Source organism: Mesorhizobium sp. B283B1A (assembly GCF_020165735.1).
Lineage (GTDB): Bacteria > Pseudomonadota > Alphaproteobacteria > Rhizobiales > Rhizobiaceae > Mesorhizobium > Mesorhizobium opportunistum.
In genome coordinates, this window is record NZ_JAIUIQ010000005.1 from 204,785 (window position 1) to 223,727 (window position 18,943).

Sequence of the window (18,943 nt, forward strand, 5' to 3'; positions counted from 1 at the left end):
AAGACTGACCGGGGCTCAGGCCTGTTGGATGGCCGAGAGCTTCCAGTTCGAGTCGTTCTCGCGCATGAATGTCCACAATTCGGTCGTCTCCGTCGGGTGGTCATCGTCGCCCTCGACGACCTTGCCGCTGGCTCGTTCGCGCATCACGTCACGAGACTCGTAGCGCAATGCGGCCGTGGCGTAGTCGCGGTCGTCCTCACGCCAGCTTTCCGCGATGTCGGCCTGCAGCAAGGTGATCTCCGATACCTCGTTCCTGAGACCTTTCTGGGCATTGTCGGCCAGCTCTTCGGAGAGATAGGACACCATCTCGGGAGTCGTCGCCCGGCGCAGGGCGGCATGGTCTTCGCGTCCGAATGCTTCCTGGACATCGGTCAACAGCTGCTGGAATGCGTCGAGGTCGCTCTGCGCCAGCGTGATCTCATCGGAGCCGCCGGCCGGAGAACCTCCAACCGAACCGCCGCCAAAGTCGGGGATTGTGAAAGAGCCTGCCGATTGCCGCGGTGACGTAGCGCGGTTCTCAAACCGCGAAGCCTGGGCATTGCCGGCACCGGCGAGCGCAGGACCACGCGCGGATTGCGACCGGAAGAACCTGATAGCCAGCATGATCGCGCCGCCGATGAGCACGGCCTGCAGCAGGAAACCGAACATGCCGGCAAGGCCGCCGAAGCCTTGGCCCAGGAGCAGCCCGATCAGGCCGCCGATCAGCAGGCCGCGCATCATCGTTCCACCGAAGCCGCTCATGAAGCCGGGCCTCTGCAGGCCGGCCTGCGGCTGCCGAGCGGGGTTATTCACACCGGTGTTGGGTGTCATCGAACGCTCGACCGGAGCGGTCGGCGCCGGTGCGGTCCTGGTCGCGGGCGCCGATTGGAACGTGCGCGTGCCACGGCTGCCGAAACTGCCGCCGCGACGGGCCTCGGCATGATCGATCGCGACCATGGAGAACGCCAGGAACAGTCCTGCAAAGAGGGCGGCAAATCGGCTTGTGCGCGAAATCATCGGGATGGACCTTATCGATGTGGTTTTTGAGATTTTCAGCAAATGACGGCCCGGTACCGGGCGGCGCCATGCCTCAATCGAACAATTCTTCGAAGAACGATTTCTTCCGCTTCGGATAGCGGTGGCCCTGCGAGCGGGAGTAATCGTCGTCACGGCCATGTTGTGGCTGGGAGAATGGCGCCGGCTGCGGCGCGGGCGACGCCTCCCTGCCCGAACGCTCGATGATCTTGTCGAGTTCGCCTCGATCAAGCCAGACGCCGCGGCACTGCGGACAGTAATCGATCTCGATACCCCGGCGTTCGCTCATTGTGAGCGCGACGCGGCAGGAGGGGCAGACCAAACCAAGAAGGGAAGATGTCATATGGGGCTCCAAACCAGAAGGATGAGCCCGCTTGACCGAAAAGGATGGAAACGGGCCCGTTAAAGCGGTCCGACATCACAATCACCAGAAGCGATCGTCAGAGGGGCCCGGCCCGCACCGAACAGTTAGGAATGCGGGACCGCGCCTTCAAGGGCGGTATTGCAGCGAGAATGATTTGTTCGCCGTTGCGGTTCTTCAGAGCGTCACCACGATCTTGCCGAACTGCTCGTTCGACTCGAGATAGCGATGGGCCTCGACAATCTGGTCGAAGGCAAAGGTCCTATCGATAATCGGCCTCAGCGTGCCGGTCTCCAGGCCTCCAAGGATGAACGCCTTGGCTGCTTCCAGCTTGGCCGGGTTGCCGGTGATCTCGTGGACCAGATAGCCACGCAGCGTCAACGTCTTGCCCAGGACCGCAGCCAACGGGAACGGTGTCGGCTCGCGGCTGAGGCCGCCATATTCGATGAGAATGCCGCCCTTCGACATCGCGGCCGTCAGCGGCTCGAAGATCGGGCCGCCGACCGCATCCAACACAACGCGCACGCCTGGCGGTCCGGCGATTTCCTTTAGCCGGGCCTCCAGGTCTGCCTCGGCCAGGACCACGACGGCAGCCGCCCCGGCTTCGAGCAAGGCTTGCTTCTTCGCCGATGTGCGCGTCAGCGCGATCGCCGTCGCGCCGACACTGTTGGCGATCTGGATCGCGGCAAGTCCGACACTGCTCGACGCCGCCGTGATGACGACGACATCTCCACCGCGTAGCCTGGCAATGTCGATCAACGCGCCGTAGGCGGTAAGATACTGCATCCAGACGGATGCTGCCGTTCGCCAGTCGAGCGATGGCGGGTGTTTGACGACGAGCGCGGCGGGATATGTGACCAGTTCGCCATAGGCCGGCCAGCGAACCATCGATTGCGGCGGGATGATGCTGACGGCATCGCCCGTTGCGAAATCCGCGACGCCTTCGCCCACCGCCTCGACGACGCCGGCCGCTTCCAGGCCAAGTTCGGAGGGCAGGGCCGGTGTCTCGATATAGGTTCCCGCACGCAGCAATGCCTCGGCGCGGTTAAGGCCCAGCGCCTTGACGCGGATCTGCACCTCGCCCGGACCCGGAGCGGGAAGGTCGACATCCTCGATGCGCAGTACCTCGGGACCGCCATGCTGGTGGAAGCGGACAACACGTGCCATTCGGGATACTCCAAATCATTTGAACCGAATGAGCTATGCAGGGAACGCTCTCGCGGATAAATGGCGGTGCAGATAAAGCAGTAGAAACCAGGAGTTCCGAATATGGATCGGCTCGAAAGCATGGCTGTCTTCGTTAGGGCCATCGACCTCGGCTCGTTCGCTGCTGCTGCCGTCGCGCTCGATCTGTCCGGACCGATGGTCGGCAAGCACGTCCGCTTTCTCGAGGAGCGCCTCGGCGTGCGCCTCATCAACCGCACCACGCGCCGCCAGAGCCTGACCGATTTCGGCCGCGCCTACTATGAGCGCTGCCGGGTAGTGCTGGCGGAGGCCGAAGCCGCCGATGCGCTCGCAGCCGACCAGCTTTCGGAGCCACGCGGAAAACTGCGCGTCACCATGCCGGCGCATTTCGGTCGTCACTGCGTGACGCCCGTGCTGCTGCAACTGGCGCGGCAATATCCGATGCTGGAACTCGATCTGTCCTTAAGCGACCGCTTCGCCGACCTTGCCGAGGATGGCTACGACCTGGCCATCAGGACCGGCGAATTGGACGACAAGGCCGGCGTGATCGCGCGCCGCGTCGCACGCCAAGGCATGGTTGTCTGCGCAGCGCCCTCCTATCTCGGAATTCATGACGAACCACGAGGGATCGAGGATCTCGCTGAACATCAATCGATTGTCTATCGCCGGCTCGGCCAGGTCGTTCAGCCGTGGCTGTTTGCGCGTGAAGGGCAGCCCGTTCAGGAGATCATGCCAACCGGCCGATTGCGGCTCGACGACCTAGATGCCATCGCCGACGCCGCGGTCGACGGCATGGGGATTGCCTGGCTGCCTTGGTGGCTGGTTCGCGAGCGCATCCGGGCCGGCGCGCTGTCGGTGCTGTTGCCGGACCAGCCGCGCTATCTCTATGACTGCCATGCCCTTTGGCTGCAGACGCCGCATCTGCCGCTCAAGGTGCGGCTGGCCGTCGACGCGCTGGCGGCCGCCTTGCCGAAATTGATGGCGTGATCGCCCGTCGCGGTTGGCTTTTCCTGGAGCCAATACGCACTTCCGGCCTTTGCGGCGCCGCTTTCCCTGCCATATGAAGATGGCTGGCGGAATCTACGCATCGTGGGAGAGACAGTTGACCAAAGGTTCGGATCTGTTCGTGGCGGCCCTCGAGAATGAAGGGGTCGACCGGATATTCGGCATTCCGGGCGAGGAAAATCTCGACATCGTCGAATCGATCCGCCGCTCGTCGATCCAGCTGATCCTGACCCGCCACGAGCAGGCGGCCGCCTTCATGGCCGCCACCTATGGCAGACTTACCGGCAAGGCAGGCGTGTGCATCACCACGCTTGGTCCCGGCGCGCTCAACCTGACGACCGGCTCGGCCTATGCGCTGCTCGGCGCGATGCCGATGATCATGATCACCGGCCAGAAGGGCATCCTGTCATCGCGGCAGGCGCGCTTCCAGATCGTCGATATCGTCGCGGCGATGAAGCCGCTGACCAAGCTGTCGCGCCAGATCGTCTCGCCGAAGATGATCCCTTCGCTGGTGCGCGAAGCCTTCCGTGTCGCACAGGAGGAGCGTCCCGGCCCCGTGCATCTGGAACTGCCGGAAGACATTGCCGCTGCGCAATGCGAGCCGGTAGCACTCGTGCCGACGCACCCGGTCGAGTTGCCTCTGGCCAGCGCCACCGCGCTCGATCGAGCCGCCCGCATGATCATGGAGGCCAAGCGTCCGCTGCTGATGTTCGGCGCGGCGGCGTCGCGGCCGCGCGTGACGCCTGACGTCGCCCAGTTCGTGCTGCGCACCCAAATTCCCTATTTCACCACCCAGATGGGCAAAGGCACCGTGCCCGGCGGCACCGAACTCTACATCGGAACGGCAGCCCTTTCGGAACGAGACTATGTGCATGAGGCCATAGAGCAGGCCGATCTGATCATCACCATCGGCCACGACACGGTCGAGAAGCCGCCCTTTATCATGGGCGCCAGAGGGCCGAAGGTCATTCATGTCGGCTATCAAACCGCCGACGTCGAACAGGTCTATTTCCCGCAAGCCGAGATCGTCGGCGACCTCGGCCCTTCGCTGGCACTGCTTGCCGATCGCATCGAGGGCAAGATCCCCAATGCGCAGGCCCTGTTGCCGTTGCGCGAAGGCATTTTGAGCCGGATCGCCGCGCGCGCCACCGAAGATCGCTTCACGCCGCAACGCATCGTGCACGACGTCCGCGCCGTCATGCCGGCGGACGGGATACTCGCCCTCGACAACGGCATGTACAAGATCTGGTTCGCGCGCAACTACCGCACCCGCATGGCAAACACGCTGCTGCTCGACAATGCGCTGGCCACCATGGGTGCAGGCCTGCCGTCGGCGATGATGGCGGCACTGCTCTATCCCAGGCGCCGTGTCATGGCGATCTGCGGCGACGGCGGCTTCATGATGAACAGCCAGGAACTGGAGACCGCCGTCAGGCTCAAGCTGAACCTCGTCGTTCTGCTGCTTGAAGACCACGCCTATGGCATGATCCGCTGGAAGCAGGCGGTCGACGAATTTCCGGATTTCGGCATGACCTTCGGCAATCCCGACTTCGTCAAATACGCCGAGGCCTATGGCGCCAGGGGGACCAGGGTTGGCGAGATCGCCGACTTGCAGCCGGCGCTGGAACGGGCCTTCACCGGCGGCGGCGTGCATCTCGTCGTCGTGCCCATCGACTATTCCGAAAACACCAGGGTGCTCGTCGACGAATTGCGCGAGCGGCTGCCGGCGCCGCAAGCGAGCTGACGGCGGCAACGCCGCCGTCAGAATGCTTGGAGCCGTTGCCGAAGCTCCTACAGCTTGCAGTAAGGCGTGACCGGCGCGATCGTCCCGAAATCCTTGACGATTTCGTAGCTGATGCCGTCTGCGGCGGCCTTGCCGACATAGGAATGGCAGAGCGTGTGGTTGTTGCTGGCATCGACGCGGATCTTGCCTTGCGGCGCGTCGAACTCGATCGCCGGCAGCGCCTTGAGCACATCGTCGTCCTTCAGCGACCCGGCCTTCTCGGCGGCCAGTGCATAGAGATGCAGGCCGTTGTAGCCGGCTTCGCCGATGCCGTTGACCATCTTCTCCTGGCCGAACTTTTCGCGGAAGCTCGCGATGAACTTCGTGTTGACCGGATTGTCGAGCGCCATCCAGTAAGGCTGTGGTGCATAGGTGCCGGCGGCGACGCCGGGCGGCAGCGCGTCCTTGTTGAAGACCTCGTCGAGTGGCGCGATCAGCGGCTGCTTGATGTCGAAAGAGCGATACTGCTTGAGCTGGGTGACGGCGTCGTTGCCGACCACCATCGACCACACGAGATCGGGCTTCAGCGACTTGATCTTCTGGAATGCCGGGCCGAAATCCGTTGTGCCGAACGGATAATAGTCGGCGCCGATGATCTTGCCGCCGGCCTTCTCATAGGCCGCCGTGATCGCCTCGGTCATCTTCTGCGGCCAGGCATAGTCGGAGGCCATGACGTAGATGGTCTTGCCGAGATTCTCGGCCACCCACGGCATCATCGGGTCGACCTGCTGCATCGGGATCGGGCCGGTGGCGACGAAGTAGCGGTTGCATTCGCCACCTTCGAAATTGGTCGGATAGAAGAACAGCTTCTTGGCCTTCGAGGTCACCGAAAGCGTAGCACTTCGCTCCGGCGAAATGATCGTGCCCATGATCACATCGACCTTGTCTTCGTTGAGGAGCTTGCGCGCCTTGTCGATGGCCCCCTTGGTCGTGGTCTGGTTGTCCTCGATGAACAGCTCGACCTGGCGGCCGCCAATGCCGTTGGCGGCGTTGAGCTCGGCCGCGGCGAGCTTGTAGCAATTGAGCAGCGTCTCGCCGAGGATCGCCTGCAGGCCGGTGATCGGGATCGACAGGCCGACCTTGACGGTGTCGGCGGCGCGCAGGATCGACGGCGCGCCGACCATGGCCAGCGCGGCGGCAGCCCCGCCGGATTTCAGGATCGTTCTTCTGCTTATCATTGTTATGTTCCCTTCCAGTCCAGGCGCGCCCCATGCACGCTTTACAAAGCCAACAAAATCTTGGGCGCGCATCAGGCGCGCCTTTACAGAGCCAACAAATCCTTCAGCAGGGTCTCGTCGGCGAACGCTTGCGGCGTGCCCTCATGCACGATCCTGCCCTTTTCCATCACCAGGCAGCGGTCCGCCGCCTTCAGAACGAGATCGAGATTCTGCTCGACCAGCACGATCGCGATGCCGCGTTCGCGCGCGATGCGCGGCACCAGCTCGGCGATGGCTTGTACGATGTTCGGCTGGATGCCTTCCGAAGGTTCGTCGAGCAGCAGCACCGAGGGCAGGCCGCATAGCGCCCGGCCGATCGCCAGCATCTGCTGCTGACCGCCCGACAGCGTGCCGGCGATTTGCGCCTCGCGTTCGCGTAGGATCGGAAAATAGCCGAAGATATCGGCCGGAATGCTGCCGTTGCCACGATCCCTGGCGGCACGCGTGCCGACTTCCAGGTTTTGCCGTACGGTCAGCTGGTTGAAAATGCCACGCCCCTGCGGCACGTGGGCGATGCCTGCCCGTGCCCTGCGAAAGGCCGGCGCGTTGGTGAGATCCTGGTCGCCGAGCACCACGGCGCCGCCGCTCGCCTTCAGGCCGCCGGCGATGACGCGCAGCAGCGTCGTCTTGCCGGCGCCGTTACGGCCGAGCAGGCCGACAACTTCGCCAGGCGAGACGCTGATATCGATGCCGTTCAGCACCGGAAGCAGGCCATAGCCGGCCGAGACGGCAAGTGTCCGCAGCATGGTCAGCGCCTCCCCAGATAGACGTCGCGGACCATTTCGTCGGTCTCGATGTCGTGGAAAGGACCGCTGCGCAGCCGACGCCCTTGATGCAGCACCAGCGTCTCGCAGTTCAGCGCCCGCACGAAGCGAATGTCGTGTTCGACGGCGACGATCGAGAATTCGCCCTTCAGCCGCAGCAGCATCTCGGCGGTTGCCAAGGTTTCCTGCGGTGTCATGCCCGCGGTCGGCTCGTCGAGCAGCAGCAATCTTGGCTCGATCGCCAGGGCCATGCCGATCTCCAGCCATTGCTTCTGGCCATGCGCCAGTTCGCCCGCCAGCCTCGCGGCGCTATCGCCGAGCGCCACCAGTTCCAGCAACTCACTGACCGGGCGAACCGGCGAGGGTACCCCCCACCGTGCCACCTTCAGATTGTCTTCGACCGAGAGGCTCGGAAAGACCGACGGGATCTGAAACTTGCGGGCGATGCCGAGCCTGGCGATGCGGTGCAGCGGCAGACCGGCAATGTCGTGACCGAGGAATCGCACGCTGCCGCTGGTCGGGCGAAGCGTGCCGGTCAGCACATTGAGGAAGGTGCTCTTCCCGGCGCCGTTCGGCCCGATGATGCAGCGGAGCTCCTTGTCGCGCACCGTCAGGTTCAATCCTTCCAGTGCCTGCAAGCCGCCGAAGCGGATGCCGACATTTTCGGCCTGGAGCAGGACATCGCTCATTGCACGCGCCTCCGGCCCTCGAACAGGCTCTTCAACCGCGAGTAAACAGACAGGATACCGTCCGGCAGGACGAAGACGATGATGACGAAGACGCAGCCGAGCAGCAGCGGCCATAGGCTCGGGTTGAAGCTGGAGATCGTCTGCTGCGCACGCTGGATGAAGATCGCGCCCAGCACGGGACCGAGCAACGTGCCGCGCCCGCCGACCGCCACCCAGACGATGACTTCGGTCGACAGCAGCAGTCCGGAAAGATCGGGCGCCACCAGCCCGGCCATGCGGACATAGAGCGCACCGGCAAGCCCGGCGATTGCGGCGGACAGGACGAAGGTGACGAGCAGCCGCAGCGGTGCGTTGTGGCCGAGCGCTGCTGCCCGGACTTCATTGTCCTGGATGGCGGTCAGCACCGTGCCCCAGCGGCCACGTCCGATCGACCACAGCGCCAGCACCACCACAGCGACGATGGCCGAGACGAAGACATAGGAGGGCAGGTCCTGGCTGAGATCGAGATGCATCCCGCCAACATCGAATTCAATCGGCGGGATGCCGATCAAGCCGCTGTCGCCGCCGGTGACGGAACTCCAGGAGACGGCGGCTTGCTGGCAGATGACACCCATCGCCAGCGTGACGATGGTGAAGTAGCTGCCGCGTATGCCGCCGAAGAACAGGAAGTAACCGATGATGGCCGCGACGAAGGCTGCCCCTGCCACCGCGCCCATGATGCCGAGCAGGCTGCCGAAGGCGATGGCGTCGTTGAGCGTGATCAGCGCCATGATGTAGCCGCCGATGCCGAAGAAGGCGGCGTGGCCAAAGCACAAGATGCCGGTGCGGCCCCAGAAGAAGTCGAGGCTCGCCGCGAACAGACCGAAGATCAGCGCGTCGCGGATCACCGTCAGCTGATAGCCGTCGGCGAAGAGCGGATAGAGAACCGCGAGCACCACACAGACGGCGAAGATCAGCAGCCAGTTGCGATCGCGGGCGATCATCGCGAAGCTCCGTTGAACAGGCCGTTGGGCCGCAGCCGCACGGCGACGATGGCCGCCAGCAGCACGATCGCCTGCGCCAGGGATGGCGAGATCTGGTAGTTGAGGATGCTGGTCAGCCCGCCGACGAAGACGCTGCCGGCGACGAGGCCGCCGATCGAGCCGACGCCGCCGACGATGACCACAAAGAACGCGTTGGCGAGATAGTTCACCCCCATCTGCGGCAGCACGATCGCCAGCGGTGCGACCAATCCGCCGGCGAGCCCGGCGATGGCCGCGCCGAAGGTAAAGGCGATGGCGTAGGTGCGCCGCGTGTTGATGCCGACGCCCTCAGCCATCTCCCGGTTCTGGATGACGGTGCGGATGTCGAGCCCGAACGATGTTCGGCCAATCAGCAGCACGACGCCGAGCAGGGTCAGCATGGCGATGGCAATGAGGACCAGCCGGTAGGCCGGATAGACGGTGAAGAAAAGGTCGAACGTGCCCTCGATCGGGGGCGTCACCGGCTTGGCGCCGAGACCGAAGGTCAGTTCCATGCCTTGTTGCAGGATCAGGCTGACGCCCCACGTGGCAAGCACGGTCGACACCGGTCGCGAGTAGAGATGGCGAATGATGGCGAATTCCAGGATGCAGCCGACCACCGCGCCGGCAACGGGCGCGGCGGCGAGCCCCAGCCAGAAGGAACCGCCGATGCTCTGAACGAAATAGACCGCGAAGGCTCCGACGGTGACGAACTCGCCATGCGCCAGATTGGTCACGTTCATCAGGCCGAAGCTGATCGCCAGCCCGAGCCCGACCAGCATCAGGATACTGATCAGCGTCAGCGCGTTGAGGAGGGTGGTGATCAGGAAATCCATCGCGTCAGGCAGCACTTGCGAGGCGTTGACGCAGGCCGGAAAGCAGGCTCTCGGCGGCGTCGATCACCGCAGCCTGGTGCGGCTGCAATTCCTGCCCGGCCCATTCGTCGATATGGTCCGACAGCGGATCGACCACTTCGGTCCGGTGATTGGCCAACGTCTCGATGACGGCGTGACCGCAGAACGGCACATAGCCCTCGGAGTAACCGCCTTCATGGGTCATCATCAGGCGTCCGTCCGACGTCTCGGCGGCCAGGGCCACCATGCGCGCGGCAAGGCGCCGGAAGCATTCGCTGTTGAGCATCATGCGGCCGAGCGGATCGAATCCCGACGCATCGAAGCCGGAGGCGACGATCACGAGGTCAGGCTTGAAGGCGCGTAGCGCCGGCGCCACGACGCGATCGAAGCTCGCCTCATAGGCGCCCGTGCCGCTGCCGGCGGGCAGGGGGATGTTGATGTTATAGCCTTCGCCGGCGCCCTTGCCATTGTCGGCCAGCGCGCCGCGCCCGGTCGGGTAGAGATTGTCCTGGTGCAGGGAAATGGTGAGCACCGACGGATCGGAATAGAACACCGTCTCGGTGCCGTTGCCGTGATGAACGTCCCAGTCGACTATCGCCGCGCGACCAAGCAAGCCCTCATGCTGCAGCCGGCGCACCGACACGCCGATGTTGGAAAACAGGCAGTTGCCCATCGCTTGGTCGGGCTCGGCATGGTGCCCTGGCGGCCGCGCCAGCGCATAGGCGTTGTCGACGCGGCCGGTCAGCACCGCGCGCATCGCCGCATAGGTGGTGCCGGCGGACAGGAGCGCGATGTCGAAACTGTTGAGGCCGATCGGCGCCTGCGGGCCGGCGAAACCGGAACCGCGCTCGCTGAGCATCCTGATGTCGTCGACATGGCGCTGCGTGTGCACGCGCAGCAGATCCTCGATTGTCACCGGCTCGGCGAGGATCGGCACCAGATGGCGTGCCAAGCCGCTGACCTGGATCAGGTTGTTCAGCCGGCGCTTCGATCCAGGCGATTCAAGGTGCCGGCCGGGCTCCACGAAACGGCCGGGTGGCATCATGTCGGCGCTGGAGCCGGTGTCATGCCACATCAGCTGTTCGTGAAAAACATAACCTGTCGCCATAGGCAATCGTCCTCTAGGAGCAGGACGACGCTAGCAGGCTAACGATCCCATGGCCCGACCCCAAAGAGGGGGCTGCACCAGATGTTCATGCCCCTCCTTTCGGAGGGGGACGGAGGTCCGCGGCCGCCTGCGCCGCGCGCACCGCCTGCACGCGGTTCGACACCGACAGCTTGCCGAAAATGTTCTTCAAATGCCATTTCACCGTCGTCTCGCTCACCGATAGCGCACCCGCGATATCGCGGTTGGACATGCCTTCAGACAGGCAGCGCAGCAGTTCGGCCTCGCGCTGGGTGAGCTGTTCTTTTTCGGCCGTCGGTGCTGCCGGCTTGCGTGTCGCCACGGGCATCGTCTGTGCCGCGTCGATGATGCGCGTTGCATAGGCCGACAGGGCAGGGTCGGTCTTTGCCTGCGCGGCGCGCAGCCGCATCAACCCTTCCACAACGGGCCTGCCCTCGTCGACGAAGGAGCGGATGAAGCCGGAGGGCTGTGCAAGGCGCAGCGCTTCGAGGAGGTGACGGTCGGTCTCGCGCTGGTCATGGACGGCGGTCTTGGCGCGCAGGATCAGCGCCAGGATGTGGCGGCGCATGCGTCCGCTGTTTTTCGTTCGCTCCAGCAACGCGTCGAAAATCGCCGCCGCCGCTGCGTGGGATTTCTCCGCGGTAAGCAGCCGGCCCTCGGCGAAGAACTCAAATTCGTTGGCGAGAGTCGGCGCGGTTTCGGCGCTTTCGCGGCGATGCTCACTCAGCAGCGCGCGGGCCTCGACGACGCGGTTCTGGTCGAGCAGCAGCCGGATACGGTCATGCACCAATACCGACGCGAGGCGGCGATAGACGGAGCCGCGCACACGCTGGTAGACGCGCTCCAGCATGTCGAGCGCTGCGTCTGCGCGACCGGTCAACTGCAGCACGCGGGCATAGGTCGGCACGCTGGCGAGGGGATAGACGATGACCGCGGCGCCCTCGATCAGCGGTCCGAGATTCTCGACCAGCGTCAGTGCCTCGCCGGAGGCGTTGGTCTCGTAGGCGAGTTCGGCAAGCAGCGTTCCGGCAAGGGCCTCGGCATAGGAGTTGGCGCCGATCCGAGTCCTGGCCTCGATGATCGTGTTGCGCAGCAGCCGTTCGGCGGCGGGCAGGCGGCCGGCCGAGCGTTCGATCACCGCCATGTAGCAATTGGCGATGGTGACGCCGAGCAGGCTGCCGCTTCGCTCATGCGCCTTGCGCGCGGCGTCCGCTGCCGCACGCGCGCCCTCGAGGTCGCCCAGTGCGTAGAGATTGTAGCCGATGACATTGGCCGTCGCGCCTTCCATGAACCAGGCATCGGGCGCGATGACGCGCAGGGCGGCCAAGGCGGTGTCGCGTGCGTCCTCGAACCGTTCCAGCGTGCTGTGCACGGCGGCATCCAGGACTGCGATTTCGGCCTCGATCGTGGTGCCGGTCAGCGTGCCCGGATCCTTGCCGTCCGTCGGGCCGGTCTCGATCAGCTTGCGCGCATTGGCGAGCGTCTGCTGGGCAATCTCGGGCTGGCTTGAGTGCACCGCCAGCCACAACGCGACGAGTTGCAGCCGGATGCGCTGGTCGACCAGTTTTCTCGGCAGCAGCGCCAGCAACTGGCGCACATAAAGCAGCTGGCACTGGGCGATGAGCTCGAGCGCATTGTTCTCGATGAACACCGCCGCGCGGGCCTGGTCGCCGGCGGCAAGCGCATGCCCGATCGCCTCGGTCAGCATCTTGCGTTCGCCGAACCATTCGGCGGCGGCCAGGTGCAGCGGTGCGATCATCTCGGGCGCGCGCCGTTCCATTTCACGACTGAGAAAGTCGCGGAACAGGTGATGGTAGCGGAACCAGCGTTGCTCCTCGTCGAGCGGCACGAGAAAGAGATTGCGGGTCTCGATCTCGGCGATATCGGCCTCCGCGTCCGCCACGCGCAAGACTGCCCGGCAGCCTTCGGCGCTGAAGCGCTCGAAGATCGAACTGTGGAGCAGAAACTTCGCCAGGGCCGGCGGCAGCCCGAGGAAGACTTCGCCCATCAGGAAGTCGGCGACGTTACGGTTGGCGCCGGTGAAATTGCCGATGACGGTTTCGGGCGCATGCGCGGCACTGAGCGACAGCGAGGCGAGTTGCAGGCCGGCGGCCCAACCTTCGGTCCGCGAGCACAAGGCCTCGACGGTATCGCTGCTGACGCTCAGGCCCAGCTTGTCGTTGAAGAAGGCTTCGGCTTCGGACGAGGCGAAGCGCAAATCGTCCGGGCCGATTTCGAAAACGTCGCCAAGCACCCTGAGTTTGCCGAGCTGCAGGTCGGGCAGGTTGCGCGAACCGATGACGAAGGCGACGTTGGCGGGCGCCTGCCGCGTCAGGCGCTCCATGAAACGCTTCACCGCCTCCGTTTCGATGACGTGGTAGTCGTCGAAAAACAGCGTGATCTCCGCGTCGCGCGCCGCAAAACCCGCGACAAGTGCAGAGAGCACCACCTCGAGCTGCGGGATCGGGCTCGACTGGAAGGCGAGGTCGAGCTCGGCCGGGTTCTGGACGAGGTGGCGCAGCGCCCCCACCAGATGCGACAGGAAGGCGCCTTCGTCATTGTCCGTCGCCTCGCAGGACAGCCATGCGGTCAACCGGCCGTGGCGCGCGAGTTCCGCGGCCCATTGCGCCATCGTTGTCGACTTGCCGAAGCCGGCGGGCGCGGCGAACAGCACGATGCGCATGCCGACATGCCGCTCCAGCCTTGACAGGATGCTCTCGCGCCGCACCCACCGGCGATGATGCGGCGATGCCTGGCTGGCGGGTTGCGGAGGCTGTCTCATCTGGCGCCGGGCACCCATTCCGTTTCGATCAACGGGATTTGCGGGGCCGCTTCGCGCGGCAGGGTTCCCTTGATCCGGGGATCGTCGGTGATTTCGAAACCGGCCGCATAGGGCTCGAACCCGCAAGCGCGGTAGAAACCGATGACGCTGTGGTGATCGAAACTGCTGGTGTGCAGCCAGACGCGGCCGGGGGCGAGGCGCCATGCCTGATCGAGTGCGCCGGCCATCAGTCGCTTGCCGAAGCCTCGGCCGGTCAAGGAGGGGAACAGGCCGAAATAGGTGATCTCGATCTCGTCATCGTCGGCCACGCGGAATTCGACCATGCCGACATGGCCGCCGTCTTCATCATGGCCGTAATAGAGATGGTGGCGTGGGTCGGCGAATTGCGCGGCGATTTCGGGATCCGACATTTCGGCGGCGCGATCCCAGAGCCAGGGAGCCCCGATCTCCAGGAAGATCGCGCGGTAGGAGGCGCAGTCGGGCTCGGTGATCCGGGTCATGGCCAGCGGTTGGGCAAGTCCCGGCACCGGCGCGCGCGCCTCCATCCACGTCACCGCATTGATGATCCTGCCGGCCGGCACGCGCCGGTAACCGGCCGAGAGGTCGGTGACTTCATCCGGCAATGTGCCTTCGGTAACCAGCATCTGCCCTCGATCTTTCGCCGCGCGGCTTTGCCGGCATGCGCTAAGCTGATGCCAATTCCGCGCTCACCTGCCAAGTGTTTCGGCCTGTGGGTCATAAGTTTGCCCCACCAGTCTCTTGCATTTGCGAGAGACGGTATATGAGATATGATACACCATTCAGATGAAAGCGGAATATAATGCCTGAGCGAATTTCGGACGAGGCCATTCTGGGCGCGGTCGACGAGGGCTTCGCCCGGCAGACCGCGTTTCTGCAGGATCTCGTGCGCTTTCCTTCGCAGCGCGGCGAGGAACATGCCGCCCAATCGTTCATGGCGGCCGCCTATGAGGCCGATGGCTACGAGGTCGACATGTGGCGTGTCGATGTCGATGCTATTCGCGACCTGCCGGGTTTTTCACCGGTTGCGGTTTCGTATGACGACGCCTTCAATGTCGTCGCCACCCACACGCCACGAAACGCGACCGGTCGCTCTCTGATCCTCAACGGACATATCGACGTGGTGCCGACGGGACCGCTCGACCGCTGGCTGCGCGATCCCTACGATCCGGCGATTGAGGATGGCTGGATGCATGGTCGGGGCGCCGGCGACATGAAGGCTGGCCTGTCGGCCTGTCTCTACGCGCTGGCCGCCTTGCGCAGCCTCGGCTACCAGCCGGCCGCGAAATTATTCCTGCAGTCGGTGGTCGAGGAGGAATGTACCGGCAATGGCGCGCTCGCCTGCCTGCAGCGCGGCTACCGCGCCGACGCCGCTTTCATACCCGAACCGCTGGAGCCCAGGCTGATGCGGGCGCAGGTCGGACCGATCTGGTTCAGGGTCGAGGTCGACGGCGATCCGCAGCATGCGTCGGGGGCCTTTTCCGCTGGCGCCAATGCCATCGAAAAGGCATTCCTTATCATTCAGGCGCTGAAGCAGCTCGAAATCGTCTGGAACGCGCGCAAGGTCGATGATCCGCATTTCCGCGGTCATCCACATCCGATCCGCTTCAATCTCGGCAAGATCGAAGGCGGCGAGTGGACATCGAGCGTCCCGGCGCGCTGCGTCTTCGAGATGCGGGTCGCCACCTATCCCGGCCAGAAGCTTGAAGAAGCCAGGGCCGAGCTCGAAGCCTGCATCGCCGATGCGGCCCGTGCCGATCCGTTCCTCGCCAACCGCCCGCCCAGGATGACCTACAACGGCTTCATGGCCGAAGGCTATGTGCTGGAAGGCGCCGACGAGATGGAAGCCGTGCTGCGCCGCAGCCATAGCGCCGTGTGGGGCGAGCCGCTGACCGAGCACGTCACCTCGGCGACAACGGATGCACGCTTCTTCGGCCTCTATGCCGACACGCCGGCGATCGTCTATGGTCCGATCTGCCGCATGCCGCATGGCTATGACGAGGCCGTCGATCTGGACTCGGTGCGCAAAGTTACCCAGACGATTGCCTTGTTCATCGCCGACTGGTGCGGTCTTGAGCCGATCGATCCGAAGGTGAGATCATGAACGCGGCCGCACCCGATGCATTCGGCGAAACGCTCGCCGAGGATGCGCCGGATGTTTCCACCGCAGACGCGCTTGCCATCTTGCGCCGGCACTACGGCATCACCGGCAGCGCGCGTCCGTTGCCCGGCGAACGCGATCACAATTTCCACATCCAGACCGACGGCGAGGGCGAGTTCGTCCTCAAGTTTTCCCATCCGGCGGAGGAGGCCGGCTTCACCGATTTCCAGAACAAGGCACTCGACCACATTCTTGCGGTCGACCCGACCTTGCCGGTCCCCTCGGTGCGCAAAAGCCTCGAGGGCGAAGCGCAATTTGCGATCAGCGTCGGCGGATCCGCGCCGCGCATCGTCCGGCTGGTCACCTATCTGCCCGGTCAACTGCTTTCGCGCTCACCGACCTCAGCGGCGCAGGATCGCAATCTCGGCATCTTTCTGGCGCGGCTTGGCCGCGCACTGCGCGGTTTCTTCCATCCGGCGGCCGGCAGCGACTTGCTCTGGGATATCCGCAAGGTCGCCAAGACCCGGCCGATGCTGGCGCATATCCCCGATGCGCGCCACCGGGCCATGGTCGAGCGCGTCATCGACGCCTTCGAGGAGCATGCGGCGCCGGTCATTCCAAGCCTGCCTGCGCAGATCGTCCACAACGACATGAATTCCTACAATGTGGTGATGGACGCTTCGCGGCCGGAGGTCGTCAGAGGCATTCTCGATTTCGGCGACATGATCCATTCGCCGCTGATCTGCGATCTCGCCATCGGCGCCGTCTACCGCTGGCCGGCGGAAGGTCACCCGCTGGCACCCGCGGCGCGCTTCGTCGCCGGTTATCAATCAGTGCAGCGGCTGGAAACTGAAGAGATCGGCATTCTTTTCGATCTGATCCGTGCGCGCCTTGCGCTGATTGCCAACATCGCCAGCTGGCAGGCGGAACGATTCCCGGCCAAGCGCGACTATGTGCTGCGCCTCATCACCGAGGTCTGGGCGTCGCTCGAACGGCTGGACGGGCTGTCGTCCACTGAGGCCCGCCGCTATTTCACCGACCATTCCAATCCGGAGTAGACGCTCGTGTCCCAGTCCTCGCCCGCCGATGCCTCCGCCGATGCCGGCGCTTCGGCGCAAGAGCGCGCGTTGCTCGAACGTCGCGCCAGATTGCTTGGCCCGACCTACCGCGCCTTCTACCGCAACCCGATCCATCTCGTGCGCGGCAGCGGCGTCTGGCTCTATGATGCGCAGGGCCGCAAATTCCTCGATGCCTACAACAATGTCGCTTCGATCGGACACTGCCATCCACGTGTCGTCGAGGCGCTGTCGGGGCAGGCTGCCACGCTCAACACCCACACGCGCTATCTCAGCGAGATCATCCTCGACTACGCTGAAAAACTGCTCGGCATGCTTCCGGCCCATCTCGGGCACGCCTTGTTCACCTGCACCGGCAGCGAGGCCAACGATCTCGCCATCCGTATTGCCCAACATTCCAGCGGTGGCACCGGCGTCATCATCACCGACTTCGCCTATCACGGCGCCACGATCGCCACCGCGCAGCTATCGCCGGCGGCGGTCGGGGCAAAGGGCGTGCCCGCGCAGCATCGGACCGTGGCAGCGCCGGACACGTTTCGCGACCATGGCCGCGCCGCGCGCGATTTCGCCAAAAATGTCGCCGCCGCCATCGAGAATATGCGTGCGCAAAACATCCGTCCGGCGGCACTGCTTCTCGACTCGGCCTTCTCCAGCGACGGCATTTTCTTCCCCGATGCGGCTGTCATGCGCGAGGCGGCGGATCACGTCAGGAAGGCCGGCGGCATCGTCATTGCCGATGAAGTCCAGTCGGGCTTCGGCCGGCTCGGCCAGGGCATGTGGGGCTTCGCCAATTACGGCATCGAGCCCGATATCGTCACCATGGGCAAGCCGATCGGCGACGGGCATCCGATGGGCGCGGTGATCGTGCGGCCGCAGCTTGTCGCATCCTTCGGCTCGAACACCGGTTACTTCAACACGTTCGGCGGCAATCCGGTGGCGGCCGCCGTCGGTATCGCCGTGCTCGACGTGATCGAAGGCGAGGGGCTGATCGAGAACGCGCGCAATGTCGGCGCCTACACCGGGGAGCTGCTGCGCGCGCTGCAGAGTCGGCACGGCATGGTCGCCGACGTCAGGCACAACGGCCTCTATTTCGGCGTCGAACTGACGGCGGAGGGGAACGAGGCGCTGGCCGCCACCAAGACAGCGGCGGTCGTCGAAGCCATGCGCGAGGACGGCGTGCTGATCTCGTCCTGCGGCCCGCGCGGCAATGTGCTGAAGATCAGGCCGCCTTTGCCGTTTGCCAGGGACAATGCCGAGCAACTTGCCGAGACGCTCGATCGCGCCTTGTCGCAATGGTGAGCGGCCGCGCATGCTGAAGCTCGAACATCAAACCCTGAACGATCGCGCCTATGGCGCTCTCAAGCAGGAGTTGATTTCAGGCGGTTTCAGCCCGGGCCAGACACTGGTCATCCGCAAACTTGCCGAGACCTTCGGCATATCGACGACGCCGATCCGCGAGGCGCTGCAAAGGCTCGTCGCCGAGCGCCTGCTCGAAATGCAGAACAACCGCTCGGTCATCGTGCCCTTACTGTCGGCACCCGCTTTCGAGGAACTGACGCGCATCCGCATCGCCGTCGAAGGGCTGGCGGGTGAGATGGCCGCGTCGCGGATGAGCGAAAGCGGCCTGATCGACGTACAGGCCATGCTCGCCGGCATGCAGCGCGCCATCGATGCGGGAGATGCCAGGGCGTATCTCTCGTTGAACGAGGCCTTTCATTTCGCCATCTACCAGCATGCCGGCGCGCCGATCCTGTTGAACATGATCCGGGACCTCTGGGGTCGGGTCGGGCCCTATCTGAAGCTGCTGATGCAGGCCGACCGTTACATCCCGCAGTCGAACGAGGCGCATCGCAGGATTGTTGGCGCGTTGGAGCAGCGCAATGGCCCGGCCGCTCGGGCCTCCCTTGAGCAAGACATCGCGGCGGCTGCCGCGGTTCTCTCCGAAAGTCTGCGCACGGCCGACTGAT

Annotated in this window: 17 protein-coding genes; 6 read left to right on the top strand and 11 right to left on the bottom strand. The window is 64.6% G+C overall.

Annotation, left to right across the window (positions count from 1 at the left end):
• Positions 1-15: 15 nt before the first annotated feature.
• From LB577_RS06095 to LB577_RS06105, 3 genes are all read right to left on the bottom strand, one after another.
• The gene (locus tag LB577_RS06095) at positions 16-996 is read right to left on the bottom strand and encodes a Tim44 domain-containing protein (protein WP_224685979.1); all 981 of its coding nucleotides are present in this window, start codon (positions 994-996) and stop codon (positions 16-18) included.
• A gap of 73 nt (positions 997-1,069) precedes the next feature.
• A complete protein-coding gene (locus tag LB577_RS06100) occupies positions 1,070-1,357 on the bottom strand; it encodes a zf-TFIIB domain-containing protein (protein WP_224685980.1) in 288 nt (95 codons plus the stop codon).
• Between the two features lie 195 nt (positions 1,358-1,552).
• Positions 1,553-2,542, bottom strand: coding sequence for a zinc-dependent alcohol dehydrogenase family protein (locus LB577_RS06105; protein WP_224685981.1), 990 nt, complete (start codon positions 2,540-2,542; stop codon positions 1,553-1,555).
• A gap of 102 nt (positions 2,543-2,644) precedes the next feature.
• Between LB577_RS06105 and LB577_RS06110 the strand changes: the two genes are divergently transcribed.
• Both LB577_RS06110 and LB577_RS06115 read left to right on the top strand, forming a co-directional pair.
• Positions 2,645-3,547 (top strand): LysR family transcriptional regulator, encoded by a 903-nt coding sequence (locus tag LB577_RS06110; RefSeq protein ID WP_224685982.1) that lies wholly within the window; start codon positions 2,645-2,647, stop codon positions 3,545-3,547.
• A gap of 115 nt (positions 3,548-3,662) precedes the next feature.
• Positions 3,663-5,309 (top strand): acetolactate synthase large subunit, encoded by a 1,647-nt coding sequence (locus tag LB577_RS06115; protein WP_224685983.1) that lies wholly within the window; start codon positions 3,663-3,665, stop codon positions 5,307-5,309.
• Between the two features lie 47 nt (positions 5,310-5,356).
• Here LB577_RS06115 and LB577_RS06120 read toward each other — a convergent pair whose 3' ends face one another.
• From LB577_RS06120 to LB577_RS06155, 8 genes are all read right to left on the bottom strand, one after another.
• Positions 5,357-6,526: a substrate-binding protein gene (locus LB577_RS06120; protein ID WP_224685984.1), complete on the bottom strand. Its 1,170-nt coding sequence runs from the start codon at positions 6,524-6,526 to the stop codon at positions 5,357-5,359.
• Between the two features lie 83 nt (positions 6,527-6,609).
• Entirely contained in the window at positions 6,610-7,311 is a 702-nt protein-coding gene (locus LB577_RS06125; RefSeq protein ID WP_224685985.1) for an ABC transporter ATP-binding protein, read from the bottom strand.
• 2 nt (positions 7,312-7,313) lie between these two features.
• Positions 7,314-8,018 (bottom strand): ATP-binding cassette domain-containing protein, encoded by a 705-nt coding sequence (locus LB577_RS06130; protein WP_023777100.1) that lies wholly within the window; start codon positions 8,016-8,018, stop codon positions 7,314-7,316.
• Complete coding sequence (locus tag LB577_RS06135) at positions 8,015-9,001, bottom strand: branched-chain amino acid ABC transporter permease (RefSeq protein ID WP_224685986.1); 987 nt, start codon at positions 8,999-9,001, stop codon at positions 8,015-8,017. The genes LB577_RS06130 and LB577_RS06135 overlap by 4 nt, the downstream gene beginning before the upstream one ends.
• Positions 8,998-9,870 carry an urea ABC transporter permease subunit UrtB gene (gene urtB, locus LB577_RS06140; RefSeq protein ID WP_224685987.1) on the bottom strand — a complete coding sequence of 291 codons (873 nt, stop codon included), beginning with the start codon at positions 9,868-9,870 and terminating at the stop codon, positions 8,998-9,000. The genes LB577_RS06135 and urtB overlap by 4 nt, the downstream gene beginning before the upstream one ends.
• Complete coding sequence (locus LB577_RS06145) at positions 9,860-10,981, bottom strand: class II histone deacetylase (protein ID WP_249490929.1); 1,122 nt, start codon at positions 10,979-10,981, stop codon at positions 9,860-9,862. Before LB577_RS06145 ends, urtB begins: the two co-directional genes overlap by 11 nt.
• 85 nt (positions 10,982-11,066) lie before the next feature.
• The gene (locus LB577_RS06150; protein WP_224685989.1) at positions 11,067-13,781 is read right to left on the bottom strand and encodes a LuxR C-terminal-related transcriptional regulator; all 2,715 of its coding nucleotides are present in this window, start codon (positions 13,779-13,781) and stop codon (positions 11,067-11,069) included.
• On the bottom strand, positions 13,778-14,425 hold the full coding sequence (locus LB577_RS06155) for a GNAT family N-acetyltransferase (protein WP_224685990.1): 648 nt from the start codon (positions 14,423-14,425) through the stop codon (positions 13,778-13,780). The genes LB577_RS06150 and LB577_RS06155 overlap by 4 nt, the downstream gene beginning before the upstream one ends.
• A 176-nt stretch (positions 14,426-14,601) precedes the next feature.
• Here LB577_RS06155 and LB577_RS06160 point away from each other — a divergent pair, with 176 nt between their 5' ends.
• The 4 genes from LB577_RS06160 to LB577_RS06175 are packed head-to-tail and all read left to right on the top strand — an operon-like array spanning position 14,602 to position 18,942.
• Entirely contained in the window at positions 14,602-15,903 is a 1,302-nt protein-coding gene (locus tag LB577_RS06160) for an ArgE/DapE family deacylase (protein WP_224685991.1), read from the top strand.
• Positions 15,900-16,958, top strand: a complete 1,059-nt coding sequence (locus tag LB577_RS06165; protein ID WP_224685992.1) for a phosphotransferase — start codon at positions 15,900-15,902, stop codon at positions 16,956-16,958. Before LB577_RS06160 ends, LB577_RS06165 begins: the two co-directional genes overlap by 4 nt.
• A gap of 6 nt (positions 16,959-16,964) precedes the next feature.
• The gene (locus LB577_RS06170; protein WP_224685993.1) at positions 16,965-18,275 is read left to right on the top strand and encodes an aspartate aminotransferase family protein; all 1,311 of its coding nucleotides are present in this window, start codon (positions 16,965-16,967) and stop codon (positions 18,273-18,275) included.
• A gap of 10 nt (positions 18,276-18,285) precedes the next feature.
• On the top strand, positions 18,286-18,942 hold the full coding sequence (locus LB577_RS06175) for a GntR family transcriptional regulator (protein ID WP_224685994.1): 657 nt from the start codon (positions 18,286-18,288) through the stop codon (positions 18,940-18,942).
• The last annotated feature ends 1 nt before the right edge of the window (position 18,943 follow it).

What these genes read in the sequence shown, in the direction of transcription:
- LB577_RS06145 (WP_249490929.1), bottom strand. Translation starts at nt 10,981, where the DNA reads ATGGCGACAGGTTATGTTTTTCACGAACAGCTGATGTGGCATGACACC.
- LB577_RS06130 (WP_023777100.1), bottom strand. Translation starts at nt 8,018, where the DNA reads ATGAGCGATGTCCTGCTCCAGGCCGAAAATGTCGGCATCCGCTTCGGC.
- LB577_RS06100 (WP_224685980.1), bottom strand. Translation starts at nt 1,357, where the DNA reads ATGACATCTTCCCTTCTTGGTTTGGTCTGCCCCTCCTGCCGCGTCGCG.
- LB577_RS06120 (WP_224685984.1), bottom strand. Translation starts at nt 6,526, where the DNA reads ATGATAAGCAGAAGAACGATCCTGAAATCCGGCGGGGCTGCCGCCGCG.
- LB577_RS06150 (WP_224685989.1), bottom strand. Translation starts at nt 13,781, where the DNA reads ATGAGACAGCCTCCGCAACCCGCCAGCCAGGCATCGCCGCATCATCGC.
- LB577_RS06175 (WP_224685994.1), top strand. Translation starts at nt 18,286, where the DNA reads ATGCTGAAGCTCGAACATCAAACCCTGAACGATCGCGCCTATGGCGCT.
- LB577_RS06095 (WP_224685979.1), bottom strand. Translation starts at nt 996, where the DNA reads ATGATTTCGCGCACAAGCCGATTTGCCGCCCTCTTTGCAGGACTGTTC.
- LB577_RS06135 (WP_224685986.1), bottom strand. Translation starts at nt 9,001, where the DNA reads ATGATCGCCCGCGATCGCAACTGGCTGCTGATCTTCGCCGTCTGTGTG.
- LB577_RS06160 (WP_224685991.1), top strand. Translation starts at nt 14,602, where the DNA reads ATGCCTGAGCGAATTTCGGACGAGGCCATTCTGGGCGCGGTCGACGAG.
- LB577_RS06165 (WP_224685992.1), top strand. Translation starts at nt 15,900, where the DNA reads ATGAACGCGGCCGCACCCGATGCATTCGGCGAAACGCTCGCCGAGGAT.
- LB577_RS06110 (WP_224685982.1), top strand. Translation starts at nt 2,645, where the DNA reads ATGGATCGGCTCGAAAGCATGGCTGTCTTCGTTAGGGCCATCGACCTC.
- LB577_RS06155 (WP_224685990.1), bottom strand. Translation starts at nt 14,425, where the DNA reads ATGCTGGTTACCGAAGGCACATTGCCGGATGAAGTCACCGACCTCTCG.
- LB577_RS06125 (WP_224685985.1), bottom strand. Translation starts at nt 7,311, where the DNA reads ATGCTGCGGACACTTGCCGTCTCGGCCGGCTATGGCCTGCTTCCGGTG.
- LB577_RS06105 (WP_224685981.1), bottom strand. Translation starts at nt 2,542, where the DNA reads ATGGCACGTGTTGTCCGCTTCCACCAGCATGGCGGTCCCGAGGTACTG.